Source organism: Kribbella qitaiheensis (assembly GCF_042657745.1).
GTDB classification, from domain to species: Bacteria; Actinomycetota; Actinomycetes; order Propionibacteriales; family Kribbellaceae; genus Kribbella; species Kribbella qitaiheensis.
On the sequence record NZ_JBHSKE010000057.1, the window covers coordinates 121,338 to 147,681 of the forward strand.

Annotated in this window: 31 protein-coding genes; 15 read left to right on the top strand and 16 right to left on the bottom strand. The window is 68.9% G+C overall.

The window, feature by feature from the left end:
• Positions 1-34 precede the first annotated feature (34 nt).
• Positions 35-505 (top strand): nitroreductase family deazaflavin-dependent oxidoreductase, encoded by a 471-nt coding sequence (locus tag ACFPJ1_RS33920; RefSeq protein ID WP_380110330.1) that lies wholly within the window; start codon positions 35-37, stop codon positions 503-505.
• Here the strand turns inward: ACFPJ1_RS33920 and ACFPJ1_RS33925 are convergent.
• Complete coding sequence (locus ACFPJ1_RS33925) at positions 498-1,682, bottom strand: phosphotransferase (protein WP_380110332.1); 1,185 nt, start codon at positions 1,680-1,682, stop codon at positions 498-500. The genes ACFPJ1_RS33920 and ACFPJ1_RS33925 overlap by 8 nt on opposite strands.
• Positions 1,683-1,821: 139 nt before the next feature.
• Here ACFPJ1_RS33925 and ACFPJ1_RS33930 point away from each other — a divergent pair, with 139 nt between their 5' ends.
• On the top strand, positions 1,822-2,307 hold the full coding sequence (locus ACFPJ1_RS33930; protein ID WP_380110334.1) for a MarR family winged helix-turn-helix transcriptional regulator: 486 nt from the start codon (positions 1,822-1,824) through the stop codon (positions 2,305-2,307).
• A gap of 41 nt (positions 2,308-2,348) precedes the next feature.
• Here ACFPJ1_RS33930 and trhA read toward each other — a convergent pair whose 3' ends face one another.
• The gene (gene trhA, locus ACFPJ1_RS33935) at positions 2,349-3,053 is read right to left on the bottom strand and encodes a PAQR family membrane homeostasis protein TrhA (protein WP_380110336.1); all 705 of its coding nucleotides are present in this window, start codon (positions 3,051-3,053) and stop codon (positions 2,349-2,351) included.
• 216 nt (positions 3,054-3,269) lie between these two features.
• Between trhA and ACFPJ1_RS33940 the strand changes: the two genes are divergently transcribed.
• The 3 genes from ACFPJ1_RS33940 to ACFPJ1_RS33950 all read left to right on the top strand — a co-directional run bounded on the left by ACFPJ1_RS33940 (position 3,270) and on the right by ACFPJ1_RS33950 (position 7,700).
• Entirely contained in the window at positions 3,270-4,049 is a 780-nt protein-coding gene (locus ACFPJ1_RS33940; protein WP_380110337.1) for an isoprenyl transferase, read from the top strand.
• 1,446 nt (positions 4,050-5,495) lie between these two features.
• Positions 5,496-6,830, top strand: coding sequence for a PhoH family protein (locus tag ACFPJ1_RS33945; protein WP_380110339.1), 1,335 nt, complete (start codon positions 5,496-5,498; stop codon positions 6,828-6,830).
• Between the two features lie 171 nt (positions 6,831-7,001).
• A complete protein-coding gene (locus ACFPJ1_RS33950; RefSeq protein WP_380110341.1) occupies positions 7,002-7,700 on the top strand; it encodes an aggregation-promoting factor C-terminal-like domain-containing protein in 699 nt (232 codons plus the stop codon).
• Positions 7,701-7,757: 57 nt separating this feature from the next.
• Here ACFPJ1_RS33950 and ACFPJ1_RS33955 read toward each other — a convergent pair whose 3' ends face one another.
• Positions 7,758-8,612, bottom strand: a complete 855-nt coding sequence (locus ACFPJ1_RS33955; protein ID WP_380110342.1) for a hypothetical protein — start codon at positions 8,610-8,612, stop codon at positions 7,758-7,760.
• Between the two features lie 254 nt (positions 8,613-8,866).
• Here ACFPJ1_RS33955 and ACFPJ1_RS33960 point away from each other — a divergent pair, with 254 nt between their 5' ends.
• Positions 8,867-9,565 (top strand): spermidine synthase, encoded by a 699-nt coding sequence (locus ACFPJ1_RS33960; protein ID WP_380110344.1) that lies wholly within the window; start codon positions 8,867-8,869, stop codon positions 9,563-9,565.
• Here the strand turns inward: ACFPJ1_RS33960 and ACFPJ1_RS33965 are convergent.
• Positions 9,550-9,942, bottom strand: a complete 393-nt coding sequence (locus tag ACFPJ1_RS33965; protein WP_380110346.1) for a DUF3224 domain-containing protein — start codon at positions 9,940-9,942, stop codon at positions 9,550-9,552. The genes ACFPJ1_RS33960 and ACFPJ1_RS33965 overlap by 16 nt on opposite strands.
• Before the next feature lie 103 nt (positions 9,943-10,045).
• Between ACFPJ1_RS33965 and ACFPJ1_RS33970 the strand changes: the two genes are divergently transcribed.
• The 4 genes from ACFPJ1_RS33970 to ACFPJ1_RS33985 all read left to right on the top strand — a co-directional run bounded on the left by ACFPJ1_RS33970 (position 10,046) and on the right by ACFPJ1_RS33985 (position 12,965).
• The gene (locus ACFPJ1_RS33970; protein ID WP_380110348.1) at positions 10,046-11,449 is read left to right on the top strand and encodes a class II fumarate hydratase; all 1,404 of its coding nucleotides are present in this window, start codon (positions 10,046-10,048) and stop codon (positions 11,447-11,449) included.
• On the top strand, positions 11,446-12,138 hold the full coding sequence (locus tag ACFPJ1_RS33975; protein ID WP_380110351.1) for a ribonuclease FAU-1 family protein: 693 nt from the start codon (positions 11,446-11,448) through the stop codon (positions 12,136-12,138). Before ACFPJ1_RS33970 ends, ACFPJ1_RS33975 begins: the two co-directional genes overlap by 4 nt.
• 196 nt (positions 12,139-12,334) lie before the next feature.
• A complete protein-coding gene (locus ACFPJ1_RS33980) occupies positions 12,335-12,739 on the top strand; it encodes a hypothetical protein (protein WP_380110354.1) in 405 nt (134 codons plus the stop codon).
• A gap of 64 nt (positions 12,740-12,803) precedes the next feature.
• Positions 12,804-12,965 carry a hypothetical protein gene (locus tag ACFPJ1_RS33985; protein ID WP_380110356.1) on the top strand — a complete coding sequence of 54 codons (162 nt, stop codon included), beginning with the start codon at positions 12,804-12,806 and terminating at the stop codon, positions 12,963-12,965.
• 128 nt (positions 12,966-13,093) lie between these two features.
• Here ACFPJ1_RS33985 and ACFPJ1_RS33990 read toward each other — a convergent pair whose 3' ends face one another.
• Positions 13,094-13,519: a nitroreductase/quinone reductase family protein gene (locus ACFPJ1_RS33990; protein WP_380110360.1), complete on the bottom strand. Its 426-nt coding sequence runs from the start codon at positions 13,517-13,519 to the stop codon at positions 13,094-13,096.
• A gap of 149 nt (positions 13,520-13,668) precedes the next feature.
• Positions 13,669-15,339, bottom strand: a complete 1,671-nt coding sequence (locus tag ACFPJ1_RS33995) for a fumarate hydratase (protein ID WP_380110363.1) — start codon at positions 15,337-15,339, stop codon at positions 13,669-13,671.
• Positions 15,340-15,533: 194 nt separating this feature from the next.
• Between ACFPJ1_RS33995 and ACFPJ1_RS34000 the strand changes: the two genes are divergently transcribed.
• The gene (locus ACFPJ1_RS34000) at positions 15,534-16,232 is read left to right on the top strand and encodes a DUF1707 SHOCT-like domain-containing protein (RefSeq protein WP_380110365.1); all 699 of its coding nucleotides are present in this window, start codon (positions 15,534-15,536) and stop codon (positions 16,230-16,232) included.
• Between the two features lie 39 nt (positions 16,233-16,271).
• Here ACFPJ1_RS34000 and ACFPJ1_RS34005 read toward each other — a convergent pair whose 3' ends face one another.
• Genes ACFPJ1_RS34005 through glpX form a run of 4 tightly spaced genes read right to left on the bottom strand, consistent with a single transcriptional unit; the run spans position 16,272 to position 19,317 of the window.
• Positions 16,272-16,766, bottom strand: a complete 495-nt coding sequence (locus ACFPJ1_RS34005) for a hypothetical protein (RefSeq protein WP_380110367.1) — start codon at positions 16,764-16,766, stop codon at positions 16,272-16,274.
• A gap of 57 nt (positions 16,767-16,823) precedes the next feature.
• The gene (locus ACFPJ1_RS34010; protein WP_380110369.1) at positions 16,824-17,324 is read right to left on the bottom strand and encodes a hypothetical protein; all 501 of its coding nucleotides are present in this window, start codon (positions 17,322-17,324) and stop codon (positions 16,824-16,826) included.
• 2 nt (positions 17,325-17,326) lie between these two features.
• Complete coding sequence (locus ACFPJ1_RS34015; RefSeq protein WP_380110371.1) at positions 17,327-18,286, bottom strand: carbohydrate kinase family protein; 960 nt, start codon at positions 18,284-18,286, stop codon at positions 17,327-17,329.
• Positions 18,283-19,317, bottom strand: a complete 1,035-nt coding sequence (gene glpX, locus ACFPJ1_RS34020; protein WP_380110373.1) for a class II fructose-bisphosphatase — start codon at positions 19,315-19,317, stop codon at positions 18,283-18,285. Before glpX ends, ACFPJ1_RS34015 begins: the two co-directional genes overlap by 4 nt.
• A gap of 62 nt (positions 19,318-19,379) precedes the next feature.
• Here glpX and ACFPJ1_RS34025 point away from each other — a divergent pair, with 62 nt between their 5' ends.
• Entirely contained in the window at positions 19,380-19,964 is a 585-nt protein-coding gene (locus ACFPJ1_RS34025; RefSeq protein WP_380110375.1) for a DUF4245 domain-containing protein, read from the top strand.
• A gap of 116 nt (positions 19,965-20,080) precedes the next feature.
• Entirely contained in the window at positions 20,081-20,752 is a 672-nt protein-coding gene (locus ACFPJ1_RS34030) for a nucleotidyltransferase family protein (protein ID WP_380110377.1), read from the top strand.
• 20 nt (positions 20,753-20,772) lie between these two features.
• Here the strand turns inward: ACFPJ1_RS34030 and ACFPJ1_RS34035 are convergent, their stop codons facing one another.
• Positions 20,773-21,867 carry an alpha/beta hydrolase-fold protein gene (locus ACFPJ1_RS34035; protein ID WP_380110378.1) on the bottom strand — a complete coding sequence of 365 codons (1,095 nt, stop codon included), beginning with the start codon at positions 21,865-21,867 and terminating at the stop codon, positions 20,773-20,775.
• An 81-nt stretch (positions 21,868-21,948) separates the two neighbouring features.
• On the opposite strand from ACFPJ1_RS34035, the gene ACFPJ1_RS34040 reads away from it, so the two are divergent.
• Complete coding sequence (locus ACFPJ1_RS34040; protein WP_380110381.1) at positions 21,949-22,503, top strand: TetR/AcrR family transcriptional regulator; 555 nt, start codon at positions 21,949-21,951, stop codon at positions 22,501-22,503.
• A 4-nt stretch (positions 22,504-22,507) separates the two neighbouring features.
• Here ACFPJ1_RS34040 and ACFPJ1_RS34045 read toward each other — a convergent pair whose 3' ends face one another.
• Together ACFPJ1_RS34045 and ACFPJ1_RS34050 are read right to left on the bottom strand one after the other, a co-directional pair.
• Positions 22,508-22,828: a DMT family transporter gene (locus ACFPJ1_RS34045; protein WP_380110383.1), complete on the bottom strand. Its 321-nt coding sequence runs from the start codon at positions 22,826-22,828 to the stop codon at positions 22,508-22,510.
• Positions 22,828-23,427, bottom strand: a complete 600-nt coding sequence (locus ACFPJ1_RS34050) for a flavodoxin family protein (RefSeq protein WP_380110386.1) — start codon at positions 23,425-23,427, stop codon at positions 22,828-22,830. Before ACFPJ1_RS34050 ends, ACFPJ1_RS34045 begins: the two co-directional genes overlap by 1 nt.
• A gap of 57 nt (positions 23,428-23,484) precedes the next feature.
• On the opposite strand from ACFPJ1_RS34050, the gene ACFPJ1_RS34055 reads away from it, so the two are divergent.
• Positions 23,485-24,129 carry a TetR/AcrR family transcriptional regulator gene (locus tag ACFPJ1_RS34055; RefSeq protein WP_380110388.1) on the top strand — a complete coding sequence of 215 codons (645 nt, stop codon included), beginning with the start codon at positions 23,485-23,487 and terminating at the stop codon, positions 24,127-24,129.
• On the opposite strand, the gene ACFPJ1_RS34060 is transcribed toward ACFPJ1_RS34055, so the two are convergent.
• The 3 genes from ACFPJ1_RS34060 to xseA are packed head-to-tail and all read right to left on the bottom strand — an operon-like array spanning position 24,070 to position 26,122.
• Positions 24,070-24,681, bottom strand: coding sequence for a GNAT family N-acetyltransferase (locus ACFPJ1_RS34060; RefSeq protein WP_380110390.1), 612 nt, complete (start codon positions 24,679-24,681; stop codon positions 24,070-24,072). The genes ACFPJ1_RS34055 and ACFPJ1_RS34060 overlap by 60 nt on opposite strands.
• A gap of 2 nt (positions 24,682-24,683) precedes the next feature.
• Positions 24,684-24,899, bottom strand: coding sequence for an exodeoxyribonuclease VII small subunit (locus ACFPJ1_RS34065; protein ID WP_132194565.1), 216 nt, complete (start codon positions 24,897-24,899; stop codon positions 24,684-24,686).
• Positions 24,896-26,122, bottom strand: coding sequence for an exodeoxyribonuclease VII large subunit (gene xseA, locus ACFPJ1_RS34070; protein ID WP_380110392.1), 1,227 nt, complete (start codon positions 26,120-26,122; stop codon positions 24,896-24,898). Before xseA ends, ACFPJ1_RS34065 begins: the two co-directional genes overlap by 4 nt.
• Positions 26,123-26,344 lie beyond the last annotated feature (222 nt).

The window sequence follows — 26,344 nt, forward strand, 5'->3', positions numbered from 1 at the left end:
ATACCCGCCTGCGGGGTGACGGCAGACTTCGTGCATGGGCTGGTACACGAATGTCATCCGGTCGTTAGGGCACCGGCCCTGGTTCTCGGCCGTCGGTCGCACAGCGGTACCAGTCGATCGCTGGCTGCAACAGAAGGCCGGTGGGCGTATCACCATTCTCGGCCGTTCCGCCTTGCCCACTTTGCTTCTCACCACCCAGGGCAGGAAGTCCGGCCAGCCGCGGACCGTCCCGCTCATCTACGCGCCGGACGGCGACGCCTTCGTCGTCACGGCGTCGAACTGGGCCCAGCAACACCACCCCGCGTGGTCCGGCAACCTGCTCGCCTGCTCGGACGCCACCGTCGCTTTGTCCGGTGGAAGAGAGGTCCCGGTCCGCGCCACCCTGGCAGAAGGGGCGGAGCGAGACCGGGTCTGGCCTCTGGTCCTCCGGGTCTGGCCTGCCTACGAAACGTACGTCGAACGCAGCGGCCGGGCGATCCGCGTCTTCGTACTGACTCCTAGTTGATCGTCGACACCAGGTTCACCAGGGTGCGGGTGAGCCGAACCCGTTGCTCGAACAGCTCCAGGTCACTCTCGCTCGCCTTGCCGAGTTGCTCGAGTGGCAGGGCAGTGAACGTGGCACGAGCCAGTAGGGATCCCAGGTAGCCGTAGCGCACCTGTTCCTCCGGTACGTCCATTCCTTCGGCGGCCAATCCCTCCATGAACGCCGAAAGAATCACCTCGTGGATCGCGGGCAGTTCCTCCGCCTCCAGCTCGCCGGCATGGGCAAGGCCGACCAGCAGCTGGCCGAGGTCGAAGCCGACGGCCTGCGGGCAGTCGAACCCCCAGTCGATCACCACGAACTCGTCCTGCTTGCCGATCGGGACCAGCAGGTTCTGCGGACTCGCGTCCCCGTGCTGATAGCACTGCGGCAAAGCATCCAGCGCATCCAGTACTGCGGGCAGCCGCTGGCCGAGGTCGAGCAGTTCGTCTCGCAGACTGTGGTCGCCCGCGTTGCAGACGGCCGCCGCGAGCATGGGATGCCGCCAGGTCTGGTCGTCCGCCAGTGCGGGCAGAGCGGCCATCATCACCCGCCCGTTGGTGTAGTACCGCAGCCCGATCCCCGGGGTGGAGACGTCGTCGCGCCGCAAGAACGGCGTGACGAGGTGCGGCTGGCGCCGGGCCGACAACCTGCCGAGCAGGTTCGCTGCCCGCTCGAACCTCTCCAGCTGCCAGCAGCCGGGAGCCTGCACCACGTTCTCCATCCAGAGGGTCGCCCGATCGTCGTCGTGCTCGTTGATCGAGTAGACCGCAGGCAGTCGCAGGCCGTCGGGGAGCACCGACGCGATGTCGCTGCGGTGCACGGCGACCTCGAGCTTCCAGGGCATGTCCCGGATGAAGTCCTCGCGGAGCTGTTCGGGTACGAGCTGGATGATCGGTGAGTGCCGGACCGATTGGAGCTTCTTGACGAAGCAGGACCATTCGACGAACGTCCCGTCGGGCAGCTCGGCGGCGCCGAAGACCTGGAGCAGGGCCTCGGTGCTCGGCGTACCGATCGGGTAGTCGATCGGTACGACCCGCGCGCTGACCGGCTCGGCCCCGGGTTGACCGGTGATGGTCCGGACCAGACCCGCGAGAGTCTGCTCATCTGGTGCGTCCCGGCCGAGCGAGGTGAGCGCCTCGGCGGCGATGGTGCTGATCATGGTTCCCCCCGGAATTGGTGGTCGTGCCTCCGATGCTGCTGCCGAACCTTCAGGTCACCTTCAGATCGATGCCGGTCCCGCCGGCGATCCGGGCCGAAGAAGTAAAGCGGCCTTACCATCGAGATAGTAAAGTTGCCTTATGACTTCCGTCAACGCCCTTTCGGGCAGTTCAGCGGCCTCGCGGGGACTGCACATCGCCGGTCTGCTCGGTCTCGCGCTCAAGCGGCTGAGGGCGGAGATCCTCGAGGATTCCGAGGCCGGGTTCCCGGGGCTGCGGGTGTCGCACTTCCGGCTGCTGGAGTTGATGCCCGCGAGCGGTGCCCGGATCACGGATCTGGCCGAGATCGCCGGAATGACGAAACAGGGGCTCGGGCAGCACGTGGACTACCTGCAGGAACGGGGATACACGGAGTCCGAGAGGTTGCCCGAGGATCGCCGGGTCCGCCTGGTCCGGCGTACGGCCAAGGGGGACGAGGCGGTGGTGTTCAGCCAGGCGGCGATCGGACGGGTCGAGCGGCACTGGAAGGAACAACTCGGCCAGGAGCGGTACGAACTGGTCCGCGAGGCTCTGCTCGAACTGAGCGGACCGCTCGTCGACGAACTGCGCTGGCTGCAGAAGACCTGAGCCGGATCAGCGGGCCAGGCCGAGCGGCGGTTCGGGGCCGGTCAGCCGGCGGTGTAGGTGGCGATGCTGACGGCGACGTAGTGGCAGATGAAGGCGGCCACCGTGCAGGCGTGGAAGATCTCGTGGAAGCCGAACCAGGTCGGTGACGGGTTCGGCCGCTTGGTGGCGTAGACGACCGCGCCGATCGAGTAGAGGCCGCCGCCGACCGCGAGCAGCGTGACCACGGCCGCGCCGCCCAGGTGGTAGAAGTCGTTCATCCAGAAGATCGCGACCCAGCCGAGCGCCAGGTAGATCGGCGTGTAGAGCCAGCGCGGGGCGTGGACCCAGAAGATCCGGAACAGGATGCCCAGCAGGGCGCCGCCCCAGACCATGCTGAGCAGCAGGACCCGGTCGTCTCCGCGCAGCAGCACCATCCCCAGCGGGGTGTAGGTGCCGGCGATGAGCAGGAAGATGTTGCTGTGGTCGAGGCGGCGCAGTACCGCCTCGCCGGTCGGGCCCCAGTAGAACCGGTGGTAGAGCGCGGAGATGCCGAACAGCAGTATCGAGCCGAGGGTGTAGACGGCGGCGGCCCAGCGAGCACTCGCGCTCGGGGCCAGGCAGATCAGCACGATGCCGGCGGCGGTGGCGAGCGGGAAGGTGCCGGCGTGCAGCCAGCCCCGCAGCTTGGGCTTGAGCGGGGCGAGCACGTCGGTCAGGCGATGCCCGACTTCCTGGGTCTGATCGCTGGTTGCGGTGCTTGCCGTCATCGCCATCCTTTCGAGCTCTCGCGGATCGTCCTTACGCAACCGTAACCTACGCAACCGTAGGTTCAATGCTACGTAAGGATGAAATGTAGGCGAGATCACCGCGGCGGACAGTCCTACCGGAGTGTCTGATGCACGAGCCAGGGCAAAAGTTCGAACGCCTCCCGGACCCGAAAACTCCGCTAGCCTCGTAGGCGGGATTCATCGAGGAGAGCACCTGTGCGGACACCTGGCAGAGCAAAGCTGCGCGACGCGGTCTACGGACTGTATGAGCGCCGGCTGGCGCGATCACTGTCGCCGGACCGGATGCCGCGCCACATCGGCGTGATCATCGACGGCAACAGGCGCTGGGCCCGGGCGGTCGGCGATCCGGTGTCGCGCGGTCACGAGGCCGGCGCGACGAAGATCTCGGAGTTCCTGGACTGGTGCGACGAGATCGGCGTCAAGGTCGTCACGGTGTGGATGCTGTCCACCGACAACCTGACCCGGCCGGCCGAGGAGCTGGAGCCGTTGCTGCGGATCATCGAGCAGACGGTCGAGGAGCTCGCCTCGATCGGCCGCTGGCGGGTCCACCCGGTCGGCGCTCTCGACCTGCTGCCGGGCGCCACCGCCGAGGTGCTCAAGGGCGCCGAGGCCGCCACCCAGACCGTGGACGGCATGGTGGTCAACGTCGCCGTCGGGTACGGCGGCCGCCGCGAGCTGGCCGACGCGGTCCGCTCGCTGCTGCTCGAGGAGGCCGCGAAGGGCATCTCGATCGAGGAGCTCGCGGAGCGGGTCGACGTCGAGCACATCGCCGAGCACCTCTACACGAAGGGCCAGCCGGACCCGGACCTGGTCATCCGGACGTCGGGGGAGCAGCGGCTGGGCGGGTTCCTGCTCTGGCAGAGCGCGCTGAGCGAGTTCTACTTCTGCGAGGCGCTCTGGCCGGACTTCCGGCACGTGGACTTCCTGCGCGCGATCCGGAACTACGCCCAGCGGGAGCGCCGCTTCGGGACGTGAGCACGCTGCCCGGTTCGGAGCCACGCCCGCACCGCCGACACGTCGTACGGCGGCGCAGGTAGTAGGCGTAGGTGGCTGCGCCCAGTGCGGCGCCCCAGAGCACCCACAGCATGCCGGGGGTGTTGACGGCCCAGTTCCCGGGCTCGACGGGCATTTGCAGGTTCATCATCCCGGCCGGGATGAGGATGACCGCCACGATCGATGCGGGCACGATCGCCAGCGCCGGTGGAACGCGCCGCCCGGCCTTGAACCAGATCCAGCGCGGGTAGACCTCACCCCAGCGCTGCACGAGTCCGTGCGTGAGGAGACCGCCGCCCAACCCGAGCACGGCCATCCCCAGACCCATCTCGAGCATGCCGGGCGTGTCCGCCATCATCCGGTGGAACTCGTCGGTGATCCCCAGCGGCCAGCCGAAGTACCAGGCGACTCGGGTGAACTCGTAGGGGAGGTTGGCGACCACTGCTGCCGCTACTGCCCAGCGGCCCCACCGCAGGGCCGCAGATGGGGTTGTCCGGGCTCTGTTGGGCTGCTCGCTTCGCCCGCAGCTGATGCAGGCCTGGCGGGCTCTGCGGTGGTATGCGAGCGCTGTAGCGGCCCAGAGAAGGCCGCCGACGAACATGAGGACCAGGTTCACCCGGTGCCAGTACAGGATGTCGCCGACGCCGCCCTGGTCACCCGGTACGCCGGTGAAGGCGAACACCACCAGCGCTGGGGACAGGGCAACGATCGCTAACAGCGTGTAGTCGGGGATCACCAGGGCCAGGCCCACCGCGAGTACTCCGGCGAACGCCTGCAGGAGCCATCCCCGCGGCCGCCGCCTCGTCATCACCACCGCGACGACCGCTCCCGTCAGCCCCAGCACAGCCATCACCGGAGCCACGATGTCGGCGGGTGCCCCCTCCAGCAGAGAACCCGTCGAGTGGTCCTCATCCATCTTGGCGAAGGGGTAGCCGGCACCACCTGCCGCCCAGAAGATCCCCAGTACGCCGTACGCGAGGGACCAGATGGCTGCCGCATAACCGGACCAGGTCGGCCAGTTCTTCCGCATGGAACCAGCCTCAGCCGGCGGGCCGCGGTGCGGGCTCACCCTGGTGGGCGAACGCCGTCCCCCGGTGGAGGGAAGGTGTAACACGCCGTTAACCCCGTGGCCGGGCGTGTCGGGCTGCGGCGTTTGCGGTGCGGTTCTACAGTCCTAAGTGACAGTCGGAGGGGAAGCCGGCTGTCCGGGAGGCCCGATCAGATGAGACGTAACTGCTCGCCGGTAGCCCCATGAGGGGCCGAACGGAGTGCCCGAGACCCTCGGTCTCATCCTCGCTGATTTCCGGTCACGCGCGTGCTGCGTGGCGGAGGGGGTCTGCACCAGATCCCCGGGCCCGGACCCGGTCCAACACCTAACCACTGGTGGACCGGGCGTGGTGCACGCCGCGGTCCGAGAGGACGTGCGACATGGCTGCCACCCACGCCAAGGCGTCAAACACCTCATCCACGCCGGACCAGCACACTTTCGTGCTGGACACCTCTGTGCTCCTTTCCGATCCGCACGCGATGCTGCGGTTCGACGAGCACGAGGTCGTCATCCCGGTCGTCGTCGTCACCGAACTGGAGGCAAAACGGCATCACCCTGAGCTCGGCTACTTCGCCCGCACCGCGTTGCGCTTGATGGACGAGCTCAGGATCCAGCACGGACGATTGGACGCACCCCTGCCAGTGGGGGAGAAGGGTGGAACTCTCCGGGTCGAGCTCAATCACACCGACCCCGAGAGCCTGCCGGCCGGTTTCCGGCTCGGCGACAACGACAGCCGCATCCTCGCGGTGGCCTGCAACTTCCAGGCCGAGGGCCGCGACGTGACCTTGGTCTCGAAGGACCTGCCGATGCGGGTCAAGGCCTCGGCCTGCGGCCTGGACGCCGAGGAGTACCGCGCCGAGCTCCCGCTGGAGTCCGGCTGGACCGGGATGGACGAGCTGGAGGTTCCCACCAGCGATGTCGACTCCCTGTACGAGGACGGCGTGCTGGACATCCCGCAGGGCCGGGAGTTCCCGACCCACACGGGGCTGGTGCTGCTCTCGGAGCGGGGCAGCGCGCTCGGCCGGGTGATGCCGGACAAGCGGATCCGGCTGGTCCGTGGCGACCGGGAGGCCTTCGGCATCCGCGGCCGTTCCGCGGAGCAGCGGGTCGCGCTGGACCTGCTGCTGGACCCGGACGTCGGGATCATCTCGCTCGGCGGCCGCGCCGGTACCGGTAAGTCGGCGCTGGCCCTGTGCGCCGGACTCGAGGCCGTGATGGAGCGCCGGCAGCACAAGAAAGTGGTCGTGTTCCGGCCGCTGTTCGCCGTCGGCGGCCAGGAGCTCGGATACCTGCCCGGCTCGGAGTCGGAGAAGATGGCGCCGTGGGCCCAGGCCGTGCACGACACGCTCGGCGCGCTGACCAGCAGTGACGTGATCGACGAGGTGATGGACCGCGGCATGCTCGAGGTGCTGCCGCTGACCCACATCCGCGGCCGCTCGCTGCACGACGCGTTCGTGATCGTGGACGAGGCCCAGTCGCTGGAGCGCAACGTGCTGCTGACCGTGCTCTCACGGATCGGCGCCAACTCGCGGGTGGTGCTCACCCACGACGTGGCGCAGCGGGACAACCTGCGCGTCGGCCGGCACGACGGCGTCGTCGCGGTGGTCGAGAAGCTGAAGGGTCACCCGCTGTTCGCGCACGTCACGCTGACCCGTTCGGAGCGCTCACCGATCGCCGCGCTGGTCACCGAGATGCTGGAGGATGTGCAGTTGTGACCCGCCGGTACGGGCTTCTGTAAAACAAAAGTAAGACTTTCGTGCTACCCGGTGCGGCCACAAGCCATGTGGCCGCACCGTTCACTGTGACCTGCTTGTGATCACGGTCTGTTTAGGCCAGAGTATGGTCCTGTTGCCAGCCGACGGGGGTCGGGTTTCTCGGAAGGACAGATGAAAGCGAAGCGCTCCGTCGCGGTCCTCGCAGTCAGTGGGATCGCCGTCGTCTCCGTTGTCGCAGGACTTGACCTCTTCAGCTCCCCCGGGAGCAGCGCCGCATCGGATCCGGTCTCCGGCCGGGCCGAGCTGGCCGTGCTGAACAGCGAGAAGGCGCAGAAGGCCAAGTCGCCCTCGCCGAAGCCGCTCAGCGCCCAGGAGCAGGCCGAGGAGGTCACCCGGCTGCGCAACCAGATCGAGGCGGTCGAGGCTGCCCGGATCGCTCTGCAGAACAAAGCCGACCTTCGCCAGAAGGCGAAGAACACCGCCCTCGCGCGGTACAAGGCGCTGCAGAAGACCGACGAGAACTCCCGCGAGGAGCGCGCCAGCCGCGACGCCGAGCGCAAGAAGATCTCCGGCACGCCGAGGGAGATCGCGATGAACCTGCTCCCGGACCACGGCTGGAAGGAGAGCCAGTTCTCCTGCCTCGACAGCCTGTGGACCAAGGAGTCCCGCTGGAAGGTCAGCGCCGACAACCCGACGTCGTCCGCGTACGGCATCCCCCAGGCGCTCCCCGGCAACCGGATGGCCGCCTACGGCTCCGACTGGCGCACCAACCCGGTCACCCAGATCAAGTGGGGCCTCGACTACATCGAGAACACCTACGGCTCCCCCTGCGGCGCCTGGTCCCACTCAAAGGCCAAGGGCTGGTACTGAGTCCCTTACGTCCGAAGGATCGTGGGCTATAGCGCTCGGTTCTTCGGACGTAGTCGTTCAGCCGTGCCAGCCACCGGCGCGGAGGAGCCGGGCGAGTTGGGTGAGGTAGAGGCCGGGGGTGGTGCGGAGGCCGATCACCGGAATTCTGAGCACCCGACTGTCACCGATCGTGAGTTCGTTCTGCCGGAGGGAATCCGCCAGGACCTGGGCCGGCTCGAGGTGATGGACTCCGTCGATCTCGACAACCACGCCGTACGACAGCCACTCGGCGTCGAGGTGGAAGGTCCTGTGGTGGCCGGTACGACGCGTCTGCCGCTCGGGTTCAGGGAGTCCGAAGTCGCGGCAGAGCCGGGCGAACTCCAGCTCGCCGATGGACTCGGCGCCGTCGGCAAGGTCGGCCAGTACCGTTTGCAGGAAGCGGCGCCGGCGATGACGTCGAACGCCGGCAAAGGCGTCGGCCAGGTCGCCGGGGCGGACGATCCGCTGCTGGACGCACATCGCAAGAACGAGAGCCGCCTGCTGGTCCGATCCGGCCCACAGTGCTGCCCGGATCGCCGCGACTACCGGTCGAACCCTCGGCAGGCCGGTCTCGATCAGGTCATCAGGAGCGCGGCGACGAGTCTCGTGGACGATCACTCCCGCCGGATGGCGAGGACGCGCGGATTTCGGCACCGAGACATGGATAGGGTCCGCGAATCCCCGCAGACCGGCGGCGCGCAGCGCGGTGGATCCGTCGATCGCGGCGCCCGACCCTACTTCGAAGATCGCCGACCACCAGAGTCCAGCCTCCGTCAGCTCGCCGGTGTGCAACGCAATCGTTTGACGGAGGTGGGCTGCCCACCGCTTGGCACGGAGCTCCGCCCCGATCTGCCAGCGTGTCAGCCCGGAAGCGAACAACTGCTTCCGGGACACCACGCCACCCTGCTCCCCGGCGATCCGCCCTGCCGCCGCTCGCTGCTGCTCCCGTCGGCGCCGGTTCTCACAGTTGTCGCACGCACCACAGGACCGCCCCGTCTCACATCGTCTTTCTGTCACATCGACAACTTGCCGCGATCCCACCCCTCCCAGCCGCCCACCTCCCCTCCCTGTGGATGACCCCCACGTTGCGTCCGAAGTACCGAGCGCTATAGCCCACAGTTCTTCGGACGCAAGGGGTGTGCGGGAGGATGTTGCGCGTGGAAGAGGTGGCGCGGGCGGTTAGTGGGCGGGGGGAGTTGGTACTGCGGCGGCGTGGGGATGGGGCGCTGGAACTGCGGGTCAACGGGGTGTTCGTGATGGACGACCGGGAGACTTCCAGCGAGGAGTTGCTCGCCTCCGCCGCGCTGGACGCCGTACTGCGGCCGTCGCGCGTACTGGTCGGTGGGCTGGGGCTCGGGTACACGGTGCGGGCCTTGCTCGCGAACGAGCGGGTGCGCGAGGTGGTCGTGGCGGAGATCGAGCCCGACGTGGTGCGGTGGATGCGGGACGGGCTGGTGCCGTCGGTGCTGGACGATCCACGGGTTCGGGTCGAAGTCGGCGATGTCCGTGATGTGGTGATCGGGCAACCAGCCGGGTCGCTCGACGGGATCCTGCTGGATGTGGACAACGGGCCGGATTTCCTTGTTTACAACGAGAATTCGGCGATCTACCAGGTCGGCTTCCTGGTTGAGTGCAGGCGGCGGTTGCGGGCGTCCGGAGTACTGACGGTGTGGTCGTCCTCGGCGTCGGAGGCATTGGCCGGGGCTGTGCGGGACACGTTCGGGGCGTGCGCAGTACGACCTGTTCCAGTGGAGCTGCAGGGACGGGCCGAGACGTACTACGTCTATCAGGGGAGCGTCGGTGAGGGGAGTGGCGGTCCGGGGAGTGCCGGTCAGGGGAGGTCGTAGTCGAGGGTGAGGCGGGGGCCCTTGTCGTCGTGCTCGAAGAGCACTGTGCCGGTCAGGCCGGTGAGGTCACCGACTGCGGCCACGATCTTGCCCGGCGAAGACGTCTGGTCCGCACTCGCGCCATGCACCATCACGAACGACCCGTCGCGGCCGGCCAGCGTGCCCGTGAAGTGCTCCACCGCCGTGTACGCCGCCGGTCCGGCGCTGGTGCCCACCATCAGCAACTCCGCGGAACTGGTGCCATCGAGGCCGCCGCCCTCCTCGTCGCCTGCAGTGAAGGTCTTGGCGACACTCGCCCGGCCGAGCTCCAGGTCGCCGGAGTCGTCGTAGGTCGACTGGTCCCACTTGGTGATCTCGAAAGCCTGGGTGAAGCGCATCCGTACTCCCTCGGGTTTGTCCGTGATCCGTGTCCCATGTGGGGTTGTCCACAACGGTTCTACCAGTCCGGGCCGACAGCGCGGATCGACGTACGCTGCAGGTATGGGTGACAACGTGGAATTCAGGATCGAGCACGACACGATGGGCGAGGTCAAGGTGCCCCGCGACGCGTTGTGGCGGGCGCAGACCCAGCGTGCGGTGGAAAACTTCCCGATCTCCGGCCAACCGCTGGCGCCTGCGCTGGTGCACGCGCTCGCGCAGATCAAGGCGTCCGCCGCCGTGGTGAACGCGGAGCTGGGCGTGGTCGAGGCGAAGCTTGCCGACGGCATCGTCGCGGCCGCAGACAGGGTGGCCGGTGGGGAGTTCGACACCGAGTTCCCGATCGACGTCTTCCAGACCGGCTCGGGCACCTCGACGAACATGAACGTGAACGAGGTGCTCGCCACCCTCGCCACCCGCGAGCTCGGCTCCGAGGTGCACCCGAACGATCACGTCAACGCGAGCCAGTCGAGCAACGACACCTTCCCGTCTGCGATCCACGTCGCGGCCACGGCAGGCGTCGTCCAGGACCTGCTGCCGGCGCTCGAGCACCTGGCGGAATCCCTGTCCCGCAAGGGATCGGAGTTCGCCGAGGTGGTGAAGTCCGGCCGCACCCACCTGATGGACGCGACCCCGGTGACGCTGGGCCAGGAGTTCACCGGCTACGCCACCCAGATCAGCCGCGGTGCCGACCGGGTGCGGGCGACGCTGCCACGGGTCACCGAGCTCCCGCTGGGCGGCACGGCCGTCGGGACCGGTATCAACACGCCGCCCGGGTTCGCCGCCAAGGTGATCACCGAGCTGAACCGCCGGACCGGCCTGGAGCTGAGCGAGGCCGCGGACCACTTCGAGGCGCAGGGCGCCCGGGACGCGTTGGTGGAGCTGTCGGGCCAGCTGAAGACGATCGCCGTGAGCCTGACCAAGATCTGCAACGACCTGCGGTGGATGGGTTCCGGCCCGCGCGCGGGGCTGGGCGAGATCGCGCTGCCCGATCTGCAACCGGGGTCGAGCATCATGCCGGGCAAGGTGAACCCGGTGATCTGCGAGGCGACCCTGATGGTCGCCGCCCAGGTGATCGGCAACGACACCACCATCACCGTGGCCGGTGCCGGAGGCAACTTCGAGCTGAACGTGATGCTCCCGGTGATCGCCCGCAACCTGCTCGAGTCGATCCAGCTGCTCGCCAACGCCTCGCGGCTGCTCGCCGACCGCTGCGTCGACGGCATCACCGCGAACGTGGAGCACGCCCGCGCGTTGGCCGAGTCGTCGCCCTCGATCGTGACACCGCTCAACCGCTACATCGGCTACGAGAATGCGGCCGCCGTGGCGAAGAGCGCCCTCAAGCAGGGCAAGACGATCCGCGAGGTCGTGATCGAGAACGGTCACGTCGAGAAGGGCGACCTGACCGAGGAGCAGCTCGACGCCGCCCTCGACGTCCTCTCCATGACCCGGCCGGCCCAGCCGTGACGGCGGCCGAGGCGGAGACCCGCGTCAGCGAGTTCTGGGAGCCGGGCACCACTATCGAATGGGTGTACGAAGGAACCGGCCGGCATCGCGAGCTGCCCAACGTGCGACCGATGACGGTGATCCGGGACGACGAGGAAGGCCTGGTCGCCTGGCTCGCGCCGGGGACACCGCTGATCAAGCCGGTGCTCGTCGACGGCCGGGAGACCCGGCTCGCCGGTCCCGAGCGCATGTTCACCGAGGACCGCGTGCTCAAGCTCGACATCTGGCACGGCACCGGGATCCTGAAGGTCTCCCCGACCGGCAAGCCCTGGTCGGTGTGGCATTTCTGGGGCGAGGACGGCAGCTTCCGCGGCTGGTACGTGAACCTGGAGGCCGAGCACCGGCGCGACGCCGACGCCCGGCGCACCTCCACGGTCGACTACGTGCTCGACCTGTGGATCAACCCGGACCGCACGATCGAGTGGAAGGACGAGGACGAACTCGAAGGCGCAGTCGCCGCCGGCCGATTCACCCAGGCCGAAGCCGATCGCATCACCGCCGACGCCCACGCCGCAGTACGCGACATCAAGGCCTGGACGACCCCCTTCTCCAACAACTGGCACACCTTCATCCCCGACCCCCACCTCCGCCTCCCCGAAGCCCCCACTGGCTACACCGTCACCCACATAACCCAACACCTCCTCGGCTAACCCGCCGTACTCGCCGCTCCCGCGTCGCCGCTCCCACCCACCCTGGCTTCGCAGTCTCCTGCGTCGCTGCTCGGCGAAGGCGAGGTGGTTGATGGCTGACGGCGTCGCGGGCGGTCGGGGTTATCGCGGTGCACCCGTGCCGCTAGCTGAGGCGGTTGGCGCTGTCGGCGTGTGCTTGCGCTGAGAGGTGGTCGCGGTGGGGCATGGGTTCGGCGTTGCGGGCGGGGTGCTGATGGGTGTCTCTCTGGCCTGGGCGGAATCTGGGGCGGTGTGGGCGACCTACCGGGCGGCGTGGGCGCGGCTTATGGTGGTCAGCGGGATCATCGAGCGCGCCGAGCTGCGTGCTGCGTACGCGGACTGTCTGGTGGGGTGTGACGTTCAGATGGTCAGGCTGGAGACGCCACCCGAGCTGGTGGAGCGGCGTACTCGCGGCACTGTCCGTGGGCCGATGTGGGATCGCCAGGCGGCGCCGAAGGCTCACGAGTCGCTCGCTCACAGCGAGGACTTCACCGTCCGCAACGATCGGCCGCTCGGGGAGGTGCTGCCGAGATTCTGGTCATGGCCGGGTGGATTTCCGGGGAGGACGGCTGATCGGGGATGAGGTCGTGACAACGGGTGGGTCACGGGGTGGCGCTTTCTGTCCCGGACGGATCTACCTTGGAAATATGTACACAATCGAACTCGATGACGAGGAGCTGCGGTTACTGCGATCCGCGCTGGGGTCGTACCTTCAGGCGTTCGGGCACAAAGAGGCCGACGTGCTCCGCGGGGCGAAGCACCTGATGATCAAGCTCCCCGATCCGGCCGCCGTGGCGGCCGCCAGCTGAGCGCTGTCGCGACCGTCGGCTGACCCCGCAGACGGAATAGAGCGTGCGCCGGGGGCGGACGAGAACTACCCGCGTGCTTTAGACGGGCATCAGCAGGTGCCGGCCGTCGGAGTACCGCTGAGCCGGTGCTAGTCCTTGAGAGGTGTGAGTAGGGCTACTGGGATGGTGCGCTTGGCCTTGGTGGCGTAGCGGGCGACGGTGGGGGCTGTTGCCAGGATGACGTCGGTCCAGGCGGCAGCGCGCTCCTTGCCGGTCAGCTCGCGGGCCCGCACCTCCAGGTGGCGTGCGTCGATCTGGACCTCGGCGGTCGCTGCCGCGCGGAGGTTGCGGAACCAGTCGGGGTCGTGCGGTGCCCCTGACGCCGTACCCCAGACGAGGAAACCGTCCGTGGTCGCGAGATAACGCACGCAGGTGGAGCGCGGCAGACCCGTCCGCCGGCCGGGGATGGTGAGCAGCAGGACGTGCGCGTTCTTGGTGCTCGCCAGTCGCCCGTCCAGCTTGCGGTACATCCAGACGCCGATGCGATTCCCGATCCGGGTCATCTCCCGTTTCATCCCGCACCACCCCTGAACCGAGCGTCCTGCGATCGCCCGCGACCGTCAAGCACCCGCAGTACGCCGTACTGCGGGCGTCTCGCCGCGGCTCAATCCCTCAGCCGCGGGCGAAACGGGACCCGCGGGTCAAGCGAGGGGCTCGGGACGGGTCAGCTGCGGGGGCGGACGGTGAGGGGGACGGGCTTGCGGGTGTCGGTGAAGAAGTCGTTGCCCTTGTCGTCGACCACGACGAAGGCGGGGAAGTCCTCGACCTCGATCTTCCAGACCGCTTCCATCCCGAGCTCGGCGTACTCGAGCACGTCGACCGACTTGATGCAGTCCTGGGCGAGCCGCGCCGCCGGTCCACCGATCGAGCCCAGGTAGAACCCGCCGTGCTCCTTGCACGCGGTCGTCACCTTGGCCGAACGGTTGCCCTTGGCAAGCATCACGAAGGAACCACCCGCAGCCTGGAACTGGTCGACGTACGCGTCCATCCGGCCGGCCGTGGTCGGGCCGAACGAGCCGGAGGCGTAGCCCGCGGGGGTCTTCGCCGGGCCCGCGTAGTACACGGCGTGGTCCTTGAGGTACTGCGGCATCGCCTCGCCGGCGTCGAGGCGTTCCTTGATCTTCGCGTGCGCGATGTCGCGTGCCACCACGAGCGGGCCGCTCAGCGACAGCCGGGTCTTCACCGGCAGCTTCGACAGTTCGGCGCGAATCTCGATCATCGGCCGGTTCAGGTCGATCCGGACCACGTCGGCGTCGTCGGCGAGGTGTTCGTCGGTGGTGTCCGGCAGGAACCGCGCCGGGTCGCGTTCGAGCTGCTCCAGGAAGACACCCTCAGGGGTGATCTTCGCGAGCGCCTGCCGGTCGGCCGAGCAGGACACCGCGATAGCGACCGGGCAGGACGCGCCGTGCCGGGGTAGGCGGATCACCCGGACGTCATGGCAGAAGTACTTGCCGCCGAACTGCGCGCCGATCCCGAACTCCTGGGTCAGCTCGAATACCTGCTGCTCCAGCTCGACGTCGCGGAACCCGTGCCCGAGCGGCGATCCCGTCGTCGGCAGCGAGTCCAGGTAGTGGGCGGACGCGTACTTCGCGGTCTTCAGCGCGTACTCCGCGGAGGTGCCGCCGACCACGATCGCCAGGTGGTACGGCGGGCAGGCCGCAGTACCGAGCGAGCGGATCTTCTCGTCCAGGAACTTCATCATCCCGGCCGGGTTGAGCACCGCCTTGGTCTCCTGGAACAGGAACGACTTGTTCGCCGAGCCGCCGCCCTTGGCCATGAAGAGGAACTTGTACGCCGGGTCGGACGTGCCGCCGCCGGGAGTGGAGTAGAGCTCGATCTGGGCCGGGAGGTTGGACCCGGTGTTCTTCTCGTCCCACATGGTCAGCGGCGCCATCTGGGAGTAGCGCAGGTTGAGCTTGGTGTACGCGTCGTACACGCCGCGGCTGATCCACTCCTCGTCCACCGCGCCGGTGAGAACGCCCTCGGACTTCTTGCCCATCACGATCGCCGTACCGGTGTCCTGGCACATCGGGAGCACGCCGCCGGCCGAGATGTTCGCGTTCTTCAGCAGGTCGAGCGCGACGAACCGGTCGTTCCCGGACGCCGCCGGGTCGTCGATGATCCGGCGCAGCTGGGCCAGGTGCGCGGTACGCAGGTAGTGCGAGATGTCGTGCATCGCCTCGGCCGTGAGCGCCTGCAGCACAGACGGCTCGACCTGCAGGAAGGTGCGGCCGCCGGCCGTGAAGGTACTCACTCCCTCGGTGGTGAGGAGCCGGTACTCCGTGTCGTCGGCCCCCAGCGGGAGCAGGTCGGAGTAGGAGAAGTCGGCGGACACCGGGCGTACCTCCAGGCAAGTGGTCTGAGATTTACCCCAAGCCTAGATCGGAGCCGCCCAGCTCGCTGCGACGGGCCGCACACTCACGCCGGATCGGGACCTTGGATCAGGCTCGGGGATCAGGGTCGTGGTCAGGGGTGAATCGGGGGCATAACTCATCTGCGAACAGCCCTCGGCGCGCGTAAGGTTTTGTCGTGGCCCAGGACGAGATTCCCCAGGACGAGACCCCCCAGCCGAACCCGCCTGCTCAGCCGACCGGCGACGAGCTGGCGCTGCGCCGCCGGGTCTCCGACCTCGAACGCGAGGAGGTCGCCGACGTGCTCCGCGAGGCCGCGGGAGAGGGCCGGCTGAGCTACCCGGAGCTGGAGGAGCGGCTGGAGACCCTGTACGCCTCCAAGACCTACGGCGAGCTCGTCCAGATCACCGCCGACCTCCCGAACGGCCTGGCCGTGCCGGCCTCCTCGGACGTGCAGCCGGTGGCGGCGGCCGGTCAGCAAGGTGTCACGCACTACGCGCCGGTGATGAACGTGTTCCTCTCCGAGGGCAAGCGGACCGGCGCCTGGATCGCCCCGCAGCGCCAGGAGGTGAACGCGGTCCTCGGCGACGTGACGCTCGACTACACCGAGGCCCAACTGCCGTACGACGAGGTCTTCGTCGACGTGAAGTCGATCCTCGCGGACGTGAAGATCCGGGTCCCGCAGAACGCCATCGTCCACCTCGACAGCAACCCGATCCTCGGCTCCGTCACGGAGCAGGAGGGCAGCCTAGGCGGTAGCACGACCCAGCCGAACACCGCCGCACCAAAGGTCTTCCACATCCGCGGCACCGCCATCCTCGGCGAGATCAAGATCAAGCGAGGCCCCCGCCTATCCAAACGCCTCGGCCTCACCTGAGCCGGCGCCGGTCCAGCAGCCCGAGAACGTCAGGCCCCTTCAGCTCTGTACGTCGTTCTTGCGCCGCTGAGCGAGGACCTCGGTGAGCCAGCCTGCGAAAATCTCCAGATCCTTCACGTTGTCCTGCTGCACGCTCAGCGATTTCGCCCACGCGTTCCGAGGGATAACGGGCAGGGACCGAAGAACCTGCCAGCCGGTGATCACGCCGACCTCCCGAACCTCGTCCCACGCGAGCTCGCTTCGGCCGAGGCGGATGCCGGTCTGGTCGACTCTGAGCACCGGTCGACGGGTGATCATCGGCCAGAGGCTGCCTGCGACGACGACGAGGGAGATCGCGCACAACAGTGCGGCGAGGAGCGTCCAGCCGACCCCATCCTGGTCGAGGGCGCGCCGAGCGTCGGACAGCACGAGGTTCAGGGCGAACAGCACCATGATCCCCAGCCGGATCGCCACCCGTCGCCTGCGCTGAGGGAACACCACCTGGCCGGTTCGCTGTAGCTCGTCCGTCCAGGTGTCCGGACCTGCATCGCCCATCGACGGCATGTGCTTTCCCCCAAGTCGCTGCGGACCGTCACTGTAAGGGGAAACGGCCTAGTCCGTGGTGGTCTGCCGCTGCGCCAGGAGGGCTCGGAGCCAGTCGGTGAGTTCGGCTAGGTCCTGGACGTTGTCCTGGGGGATGCCGACCGAGGGGGAGCCGTGCTGGTCGAGGGGCTGGACCTGGACGGTGCGGAGGCCCGGGAGGCCGGACGGGGCGTCGATGCGAGCGATCCCCTCCCAGGGGACCAGGCCCTTGGCGCCGTCCTTGCCCGAGGTGATGCCGACCCGGTCGACGGTGACCACGGGCCGGCGGGTGATCAGTTGCCAAACGGTGAGCCCGACGACGCAGACGAATCCCGCGAGCGCCGTGAGCCGCAGTACGCCCAAGGTGCCGGAGACGTCGCCCGCGCGGAGGTGCTGGACATTGCTCACCAGCGACGCGGCCATCAGCAGGGCGAAGAAGACTAGGCGGATCAGTAGGCGGCTGCGGCGCTGGGGGAACACCACCCGGCCGGTGGTTTCGTACTCGCTGGTCCAAGTGGTTGCGGTGCTCATCCTCAACCCCAGGTGGACTTGTGCTCGGCGGCGGTCGGCGGATCTGCGCCGTGCCGCGTGCAGGTGATCGCCGCCGCCTTCACCGCGTAGTCGACGACAGCGGACAGGTTCTCCTCGTCCAGACCCTCGAGCCGTACTGCGCCCAGCAGGCCGCGCGCGTGGAGTCCGGCGATCAGTGCGGACATGAACGAGTCACCCGCACCGACCGTGTCGATCACCTTGATCGCGGGGGCGGCGACCTCGACCCGCGCGGTCCGGCTGATCCCGATCGCGCCCTCGCCGCCCCGGGTGATCACCACGCACCGGGTCCGGTCGACGGCCAGCAGTTCGGCCGCGATCTCGTCAGGCGTAGCCCCGGGCCGCAGGAACTCGCAGTCCTCGTCACTGAGCTTCACCAGATCGGACAACTCGGCAAGACCCCGTACTGCGGTCCAGGTGCTCTCCGCGTCCGGGGTGATCGTCGGGCGGGCGTTCGGGTCCAGCGTGACCGTGACGGGCTGTTCAGCGAGGGAGCCGAGGAAGCGGCGGATCGCCTCGGCGCCTGGTTCGAGCACGGTCGCGATCGAGCCCGTGTGGACCGCCGGGCAGCCGCGCGACAGGGAGAGCGCCGGAGGCTCCCAGGTGATGTCGAACTGGTACGACGCGACCCCGTCCGCGTCGAGGGTCGCGGTCGCGGTACTGGTGCGGAAGTGCGGGTCGACCGAGCCGGGAGCGAGCTGGACGCCGTTGCCGAACAGGTGCGCGCCGAGCTGGTCGCCGTACGGGTCGGTGCCGAAGCGGGTGACCAGTTCGGTCGGCAGGCCGAGACGGGCCAACCCGACGGCGACGTTGGCGGGGGAGCCGCCGGGAGTCGCCTTCGCCCCGTTCCTGCCGTTGCGGCCGGAGCCGCTGCCGTTGGAGCGACCGCCGGTGCCGACGATGTCCACGAGCGCCTCGCCGATGACGAGGACGGGTGCGGTCATCGGGCGTGCTCGAAGTCGATGGCCGAGTAGGCGCGCAGCTTGGACAGCTGGTGCTCGCTCTCGATGCTGCGGATGGTGCCGCTGCGCGAGCGCATCACCAGCGAGTGGGTGCGGGCGATCGAGCTGCGGTAGCGGACGCCGCGGAGCAGTTCGCCGTCGGTGATGCCGGTGGCGACGAAGAAGCAGTCGTCACCGCTGACCAGGTCGTCCGTGGAGAGCACCCGGTCGAGGTCGTGGCCGGCGTCGAGCGCCTTCTGCCGCTCCTCGTCGTCGCGGGGCCAGAGCTTGCCCTGGATCAGGCCGCCCATGCATTTCATCGCGCAGGCGGCGATGATGCCCTCCGGAGTACCGCCGATGCCGATCAGCATGTCCAGGCCGGTGTCCGGCCGGGCCGCCTCCACCGCGCCGGCCACGTCGCCGTCGCTGATGAACTTGATCCGCGCCCCGGTGGCCCGGATCTGGGCTGCCAGGTCCTCGTGGCGCGGGCGGTCCAGCAGGACGACCGTGACGTCGTCGACCGTGGACCCCTTCGCCTTCGCCACCCGGCGGATGTTCTCTCCGACCGGCAGCCGGATGTCCACCACGTCGGCGGCCTCGGGCCCGACCACCAGCTTCTCCATGTAGAACACCGCGGACGGGTCGTACATCGTGTTGCGCGGCGCCACCGCCATCACGGCGATGCCGTTCGCCATCCCCTTGGCCACCAGTGTGGTCCCGTCGACCGGGTCGACGGCGACGTCGCACTCCGGGCCGTCGCCGGAACCGACCTGCTCGCCGTTGTAGAGCATCGGCGCGTTGTCCTTCTCGCCCTCGCCGATCACCACCACGCCGTTCATCCCGACGGTGCCGATCAGCGTGCGCATCGCGTTCACCGCCGCGCCGTCGGCGCCGTTCTTGTCGCCCCGGCCGACCCACCGTCCGGCGGCCATCGCGGCCGCCTCGGTGACCCTGACCAGCTCGAGGGCCAGGTTGCGGTCGGGCGCGTGCTCGTCGACCTCGAGGTGGGCAGGTGGCGTGGACGGGTCGTTCATGCCACGGATCGTAGCCAACGGTCGGTGTCCGGCCGAGATCGGTCTCGGGGGACACTGGTGACATGAGCTCGACGAGTGAGGAGCAGGCGAGGGTCCGCGCGGAGGCCGAGGCCTACCGTGCGCAGAACAAGGTGGACCGGGCGAAGGCCCGCACCCTGACCAACATGTTCTGGGCGCTGCTGGCCTGCTTCATCGTGGTGGCGTTCCTCGCGGTGGTGACGTGGCGGCCGAAGTCGGAGAAGATCAACGCGATCGAGTACTCGGCTCAGCTGGAGGACGCGAAGAAGGTGGCGCCGTGGGTCCGTGGCCCGGCGCCGATGCCGGACGGCTGGACCGCGACCAGCGTGGAATTCCGCGCGCCGCAGCAAAGCCCGATCACCTGGCACCTGGGAATTGTCACCACCGAGAAGAAATACGTCGGCCTGGAACAGTCCAATGTGACCAGCAAACGTTTCCAGTCCGAAGAGCTGGGCAACACCGAGGACGACGGTACGACGACCGTGTCCGGAGTGGTCTGGCAGCGGAAAACCCTGCTGGATCGGGAGAACGAGCACGCGCTCGTTCTGATCGGCTCGGGCGTCACCACGATCGTGGTCGGAAATGCCGGGTATCCCGCGCTGGAAACGCTGGCGGCTACTTTGCGCTGATTGCCGCGAACTTATTCAGACGTTGACACGTTGAGGCGCCTCGGGGTTCGATCAGCTGATCGGCATCGACGAAGGAGCCTGGCGTGTCTGAATACCAGGTCGGGGGTTGATGCGGCGTGTTCGTCACCGGACTGGTGCTTGCCGCCGATGGTTCGCCGCGGCTCGGCGTGCCCAAAGAGTTGCTGTCCTACCAGGGCGAGACCTTGCTCGGGGCATCGCTGGACACCGCCCGCGAGTGTGGGTTCGACCAGTTGATCGTCACGCTGGGGACGGCCTCGGAGCAGGTCCGCGAACGGGTCGACCTAGACGGCGCCTGGGTCGTGGACTCACCCCACGCGGACACCGGTAGCTCGTCGATCGTGCCCGCGCTGGACGTGGTCGATCGCCGTACGGACGGCATCGTGGTGATGCTGGGCGACCAACCGGGCGTGACTTCGGCCACTGTCTGGTCCCTGGTCGCGGAGGTCGCGGGGCCCGCCACGCCGATCGGGGTGAGCCGCTACGACAACGGCCGGGGACACCCGTGCTGGTTCGGCCGCGAGCTCTTCGGCGAGTTGCGGCAGCTCCGCAGCGACCGGGACGTCTGGGGCCTGATCCGGGCCGGGCGCCACCCGATCACCGAAGTAGATGCCGCCGGCAACATCCCGCTCCGGGTGGAGACGTGGGAGGACTACCAGTTCCTGGTCGCCCTGCCCGGCGTCGAGGAGGAGGCCCCCGTCGTCCCACCCGCCGCCGTCCCCACCCGAGGCCGCCCGGCCCGCCGCCGCTCCCGCCGCCCCAAAGTCTGACCTCCGACGACCACGAGGTTTTACTTCGGGAGCAGGGTGACGAGGCCGTCGGAAAGGTCTCCTCGCCAGCAGGCGAAGTCGTGGCCGCCCTGGTACTCGCGGTAGGTGAGGTCGTGGGCGGCGAGGGCGTCGCGCATTCTGCGGTTGCTGGTCAGCAGGTCGCGTTCCTGGAGGCCGGCGGTGAGATGGAATCGGGTCCGCGGACCGGTGGCGACGGCCTCGATCTCCGCCTCACCGCTCAGCTCGCCGTCCTCTTCGGCGCCCGGCCACCAGAACGAGCAGGACTGGCCGAGGACAGCGCCGAAGCGCTCAGGGCGGGTCCGCGCGAGGTGGGTTGAGAGCAACCCGCCCAGGCTCTGCCCGGAGACGACCGTCCTCGCCGGATCCTGGGTCACCTTCCAACCGTCCTCCACGAAGGGGATCAGGTCGTCCACCAATGGATTGAACAGCCGGGGCCGCGTGAGCCCGTGGTACCGGCGGGCGCCGCCGATGGAGCCGACCAACACCACCACGAGCGGTTCGAGCAGTCCGTCCGCGACGAGGTTGTCGAGCATCGTCGTGACGCCGAGGCTGAGCCACTGGACACCGTCGAAGAGCACCACGAGCGGCGCGTCCACTTCGACGCTGGGCGCTTGGTAGACCTGCACCGACGATGTGCCCAGCGCGTGACCGGTCACCCTACCCGCCGGCGTACCGGGTCGGCGGTGCCAGCCTGGTTGGGGCGGTGCGGCAGGCAGTTCGAGTACGGAAGCCGGCCCTGGATTCCCGTAGGTGCAGTCGGCCGGGAGAATCGCCGGATTGGTCGGATCGGCCAGGCCCGCGGCCATCACCGTGCTCCATCGCTCGTCGTCGATCGGCCCTCCGCGCAGTGAACCGTGCCGCACCGGACACAGCTGGTACGACGTACGCAGGTCCGCCGGGAGCCGGAGTGTTCCGCTCCACACGCCGTCGGGTTGCCGGTCCAGCAGGAACGGCTCCAACCGCCCGTCGTCCTGCGCGTGATCGGTGAACGCGATCAACCGCACGAGCACGTCGTCGACCGGGGGACCGGCCGGCTCGGTCCAGCTGAAGGTGACGAGGCAGAAGGCGGGATCGGGGTCGGGCGTGATCAGCATCGGGCACTCCTCCGGACGGTCGATGAAACTGCCGTCGTCGTACCATGAGACTGGTCGTTTCATCCATTGCCAGGAGTCGTCGTGGACCAGAAGCTGGTGGCGGTCGCCGTCGAACTGCTCGACGAGGAGGGCTGGCCGGCGCTGAGCCTGGACCGGATCGCCGAGCGTGCAGGTGTGTCTCGCGCGACCGTCTGGCGCCATGGATTGACCCGGGCCTCGGTCGAAGCCCTGCTCCGCCGGCGACTGGTGGCGGACTACCGCGAACTGATGTGGGCACCGCTCACGATGGACGGCAGCGGCCGGGACCGCCTGACCGCCGCCCTGCACGCCCTCTGCGCCGTCGCCGAACGCAATCTTCCGCTGCTCGCCCACACAGAGGAGGCGTTCCACGGTCCCGACCTGGACGGCGTCGGCGAGCAACTCGACTTCTTCGGCCCCTGGCTCCGCATCCTCGAAGCCGGCGCCGCCGACGGCACCCTCGATCCACCCCAGGACCGCGAACGGTACGTGGTGGCCCTCACCAACCTGACCCTCCTCACCTACGTCCACCTCCGCGCCTTCCACGGCCCGTACGGCTGGACCGCCGCCAGCACGGCCGACTACCTCGTCGACCTCCTCGCTTCGGGTTATCGGTAGGACCTCAGTGGCTGCCGGCCAGGCGGAGGCCCAGGACGCCGGCGACGATGAGGCTGATGCAGGCGATGCGGACTGGCGTGATCGGTTCGTCGAAGAGGATGACTCCGAGCATGACCACCCCGACGGAACCCAGGCCAGTCCAGACGGCGTACGCAGTACCGACGGGCAGGCGGTCCAGGGTCTTCGAGAGCAGGTACACGGATATGACGCCGAAGACGAGGACGCCGGCGGACGGCCAGAAGCGGCTGAAGCCTTCGCTGGGCTTGAGGCTCAGCGCGAACGCGATCTCGCAGGCTGCCGCGGCGATCAGCACCCACCAGGCCATCAGGCCGCCAGCGAACCGCGGAGGTGGCGGATGGTCACCGTGGCGACCCGGGCGCCCAACGCGGCCGCCGTACGCAGGTCGGTCTCCGGCGGCACCTTCTCGGCCGACAGGTCGGCGTCCGATTGCGCCATCGCCCCCAGCCAACTGCCGAGCCGGTTGAGGTCCTCGATGCTGGCGGTCGAAGTCGCCCAGCCCGGGTAGAGGTCCAGGCCGACCCAGATCATCCCGTGCTGAGCGGCGAGTACGGCGAAGTCGACGAGGCTGTTCAGTTTGTCGCCGGACATCGCCTTCGAGTTGGTGAACCCGGCGGCGATCTTGTCGCGCCAGCCGAGGTTGTCGGCCCAGACCGCCGCGCTCGCCTCGGCGAACGCCTTGAAGACCGCGCTCGGGCTGCCCATGTACGTCGGCGCGCCGAAGACGATCGCGTCCGCCTGCGCGAGCCGTTCCCACACCTCGTCGGTGAGTTCGTCCAGCGGAACCAGTTCGGCGACCGCCCCCGGTACTCCGGTCGCGCCGGCGGCGACCGCCTCGGCCTGTTTCGCGGTGTGACCGTAGCCGGAGTGGTACGCGACCGCGATCCGGGCGGTGGTGTTGCTCATGGTGCTTCCTCCTGGAGTAGGTGGCCTGGAGCGGCCGAGCGGACTACAGTCCGTCTTATGAACGACCGTATCGGACCGCAGTCCGCTTTACAACCAGGTCTGCCTGTTCTGGGTGAGCCACGTCCCGAACGTGCCGACGCGCGCCGGAACCGGCTGAAGGTGCTGGAGGCCGCGGATCGGCTGTTCGCCGAGCTGGGCGTGAAGAACGTCTCGCTGGATGCGATCGCGGCGGCGGCGGGCGTCGGGAAGGGCACTGTCTTCCGGCGGTTCGGCGACCGGGCCGGGCTCGCGGTGGCGTTGCTGGACGAGCGGGAGCAGGAGTTGCAGGCGAAGATCTTGACCGGGCCGCCGCCGCTCGGTCCGGGTGCGCCGGCCGTCGAGCGGGTCACGGCGTTCCTCGACGCCTACCTGGATCTGCTGGACCGCCATGTCGAGCTGTTCATGGACAGCGAGAACGCCTCGGACGGCGCGCGCTACCGCATCGGCTCATACCGCCTGTGGCACCGGCACCTCGCGATGCTGGTCGAGGAGGCGCGGCCCGAGCTCGACGCCGACTACACCGCTCACGTAATCCTCGCGCCACTGGCTGCCGACCTCCACAACGCTCTCCGCACCGAGGGCTTCGACCTCGCCCGGATGCAGTCAGGTCTCCGTGCGGTCGCCGCTGCGGTGCTCGGGCCGCGACTCCAGGCGGAGGCGTAGTTCCGGGAGGTCGTTCAGGCTGGAGTGGGTGCGGTCCGGCGTCTCGGTGAAGCCGTAGCGGCGGTAGAAGGCGCGGGCGCGGGTGTTTGCTTCGAGCACCCAGAGCCAGACCTGGTCGCATCCCGCGGCTCTGAGGTCGGCGACCGCGGCGTCAGCCAGGACACGTGCGGCTCCCGAGCCCCACCAGTCCGGGTGCACGAACAGCGCGTACAACTCGCCGACGTGCTCGGGCGCACGGGCGTCCCGCTCGGGGCCGACGCCCGCATATCCCACGATCTCGCCGCCTGCGGCCGCGACGTACAGGCGGGATCGTCCGGCGGCGACGCTGTCGGCCCAGGAGGCGGCGATCTTCTCGGGATCCATGGCGTCGAGGAAGTCCTGCGGCACCAGACCTGTGAACGCGGCTCGCCAACTCGCCACCCGCGCCACGGCAGCGCCGTACAGATCGTCCGAGCGAGCAGCCCGTACGTCGAACGCGGCGCCGGGCTGTACGTCGAATCGGCGGGCGACGGTGGATCGGGCGTGCGTCGCGCCGGCGGGGCGGTCGGGCAAGGTCAGTCGGTCTTCTCCTGGTGGGCGGCCTGGGCCTCGGCGAGTCGTTTGCGGGCGCCGTCGAGCCATTGCTGGCAGGTCGCGGCCAGCTCCTCGCCGCGCTCCCACAGGGCGAGGGACTCCTCCAGCGAGGTGCCGCCGGCCTCCAGTTTGCGGACCACCTCTACGAGCTCCTCGCGGGCCTGCTCGTAGGAAATCTCGGGTCGATCGGCGGTCACTTGCTCTCCTTCGAGCTCGAGGTCACTTCCACATCGAATCGGCCATCGCTGACCCGTGCGTTCAGCAGGTCACCAGCCGTCACCTGCCCGACTTCCCGTACGGCGGTGCCGTCGGCGAGCTGGAGCACGGAGTACCCGCGGTCGAGGGTCGCCTTGGGGGACAGGGCGCGCACACTCGCCAGCCGGTGGGCAAGGTCGTCGCCGGCGCGGTCGAGCCGGTGGGTCAGGGTGCGGCGATTGCGCTCCACCAGCGCGGCGATCTCGTCGGAACGCCGCTGCAGGTCGGTCGTCGGGGCGGCCAGCGCCGGACGGCTCCGGATCGCGGCCAGCGCGTGCAGTTCCCGCTCGAGCCAGCCCCGGACGGCGCGATTGGCGCGCTCGCGCAGCAGGCGAACCCCGTCGAGCTCCTCGCGCACGTCCGGCACGATCCGCTTGGCGGCATCGGTCGGCGTCGACGCGCGCAGATCGGCGACCAGGTCGAGCAGCGGGGAATCAGGTTCATGACCGATCGCACTGACGATCGGCGTACGGGCCTGGGAGACGGCGCGGATCAGGCCTTCGTCCGAGAACGGCAGCAGATCCTCCAGGGACCCGCCGCCGCGGGCGATGACGATCACCTCGACGGCCTCGTCCGCGTCCAGGCGGCGCAGTGCGGTCATCACCTCGCCGGCCGCGGACGGTCCCTGGACCGACGCGTACTCGACGCGGAAGATGACCGCGGGCCAGCGGCGCTTGGCGTTCTCCAGGACGTCGCGCTCCGCGGCCGAGTCGCGGCCGCAGATCAACCCGATCGTGTGCGGCAGGAACGGCAACGCCTTCTTGCGGTACGCCGCGAAGAGTCCCTCGGCGGCGAGTAGTTGCTTCAGGCGCTCGATCCGGGCGAGCAGTTCACCGATGCCGACGTGCCGGATCTCGCTGACCGCCAGAGCGAGCGTGCCGCGCTTGGCGAAGAAGTTGGGCTTGGCGTTCACCACGACGCGGGAGCCGTCGGTGACGGGTGGATCGACCGCGTCGAAGATCCGCCGGTTGCAGGTGAAACGCAGCGAGATGTCCGCGTCGGTGTCCCGCAACGTGCCGAACACCGTCGACATGCCACGCCCCGCCGACACGTCCGTCAGCTGCCCCTCGACCCAGACGGCGCCGAGCTGGTTGATCCAGCCGGCAATGCCGTTCGCGATCGTGCGAACGGCTGCAGGTGCATCCGGCGAGGTTTCCAAAGCCACCCGGCGACTCTACGGCCACCCGCCGACAATCCCTCCCAGCCCCTGTGGATGGCGCGCCGGACGGGACCTGTGCTGGACGGCGCTGAAGCTCACGTGCTGATTGGCGGCGACTGCGGCCCCACCTGCTGAGCAGGCGGGTGACGACTTGTTCGGTGAGGGAGTCGATGGAGTTGGGGCCGAGGACACCCGGGAGGGTCAGGTGTTCGAGCATCAGGCCGCCGA

Coding starts and splice junctions, on each gene's coding strand:
- ACFPJ1_RS33920 (WP_380110330.1), top strand. CDS start 35: ATGGGCTGGTACACGAATGTCATCCGGTCGTTAGGGCACCGGCCCTGG.
- ACFPJ1_RS33925 (WP_380110332.1), bottom strand. CDS start 1,682: ATGATCAGCACCATCGCCGCCGAGGCGCTCACCTCGCTCGGCCGGGAC.
- ACFPJ1_RS33930 (WP_380110334.1), top strand. CDS start 1,822: ATGACTTCCGTCAACGCCCTTTCGGGCAGTTCAGCGGCCTCGCGGGGA.
- trhA (WP_380110336.1), bottom strand. CDS start 3,053: ATGACGGCAAGCACCGCAACCAGCGATCAGACCCAGGAAGTCGGGCAT.
- ACFPJ1_RS33945 (WP_380110339.1), top strand. CDS start 5,496: ATGGCTGCCACCCACGCCAAGGCGTCAAACACCTCATCCACGCCGGAC.
- ACFPJ1_RS33950 (WP_380110341.1), top strand. CDS start 7,002: ATGAAAGCGAAGCGCTCCGTCGCGGTCCTCGCAGTCAGTGGGATCGCC.
- ACFPJ1_RS33960 (WP_380110344.1), top strand. CDS start 8,867: ATGTTGCGCGTGGAAGAGGTGGCGCGGGCGGTTAGTGGGCGGGGGGAG.
- ACFPJ1_RS33965 (WP_380110346.1), bottom strand. CDS start 9,942: ATGCGCTTCACCCAGGCTTTCGAGATCACCAAGTGGGACCAGTCGACC.
- ACFPJ1_RS33970 (WP_380110348.1), top strand. CDS start 10,046: ATGGGTGACAACGTGGAATTCAGGATCGAGCACGACACGATGGGCGAG.
- ACFPJ1_RS33985 (WP_380110356.1), top strand. CDS start 12,804: ATGTACACAATCGAACTCGATGACGAGGAGCTGCGGTTACTGCGATCC.
- ACFPJ1_RS33990 (WP_380110360.1), bottom strand. CDS start 13,519: ATGAAACGGGAGATGACCCGGATCGGGAATCGCATCGGCGTCTGGATG.
- ACFPJ1_RS34005 (WP_380110367.1), bottom strand. CDS start 16,766: ATGGGCGATGCAGGTCCGGACACCTGGACGGACGAGCTACAGCGAACC.
- ACFPJ1_RS34010 (WP_380110369.1), bottom strand. CDS start 17,324: ATGAGCACCGCAACCACTTGGACCAGCGAGTACGAAACCACCGGCCGG.
- ACFPJ1_RS34015 (WP_380110371.1), bottom strand. CDS start 18,286: ATGACCGCACCCGTCCTCGTCATCGGCGAGGCGCTCGTGGACATCGTC.
- glpX (WP_380110373.1), bottom strand. CDS start 19,317: ATGAACGACCCGTCCACGCCACCTGCCCACCTCGAGGTCGACGAGCAC.
- ACFPJ1_RS34025 (WP_380110375.1), top strand. CDS start 19,380: ATGAGCTCGACGAGTGAGGAGCAGGCGAGGGTCCGCGCGGAGGCCGAG.
- ACFPJ1_RS34035 (WP_380110378.1), bottom strand. CDS start 21,867: ATGCTGATCACGCCCGACCCCGATCCCGCCTTCTGCCTCGTCACCTTC.
- ACFPJ1_RS34045 (WP_380110383.1), bottom strand. CDS start 22,828: ATGGCCTGGTGGGTGCTGATCGCCGCGGCAGCCTGCGAGATCGCGTTC.
- ACFPJ1_RS34050 (WP_380110386.1), bottom strand. CDS start 23,427: ATGAGCAACACCACCGCCCGGATCGCGGTCGCGTACCACTCCGGCTAC.
- ACFPJ1_RS34055 (WP_380110388.1), top strand. CDS start 23,485: ATGAACGACCGTATCGGACCGCAGTCCGCTTTACAACCAGGTCTGCCT.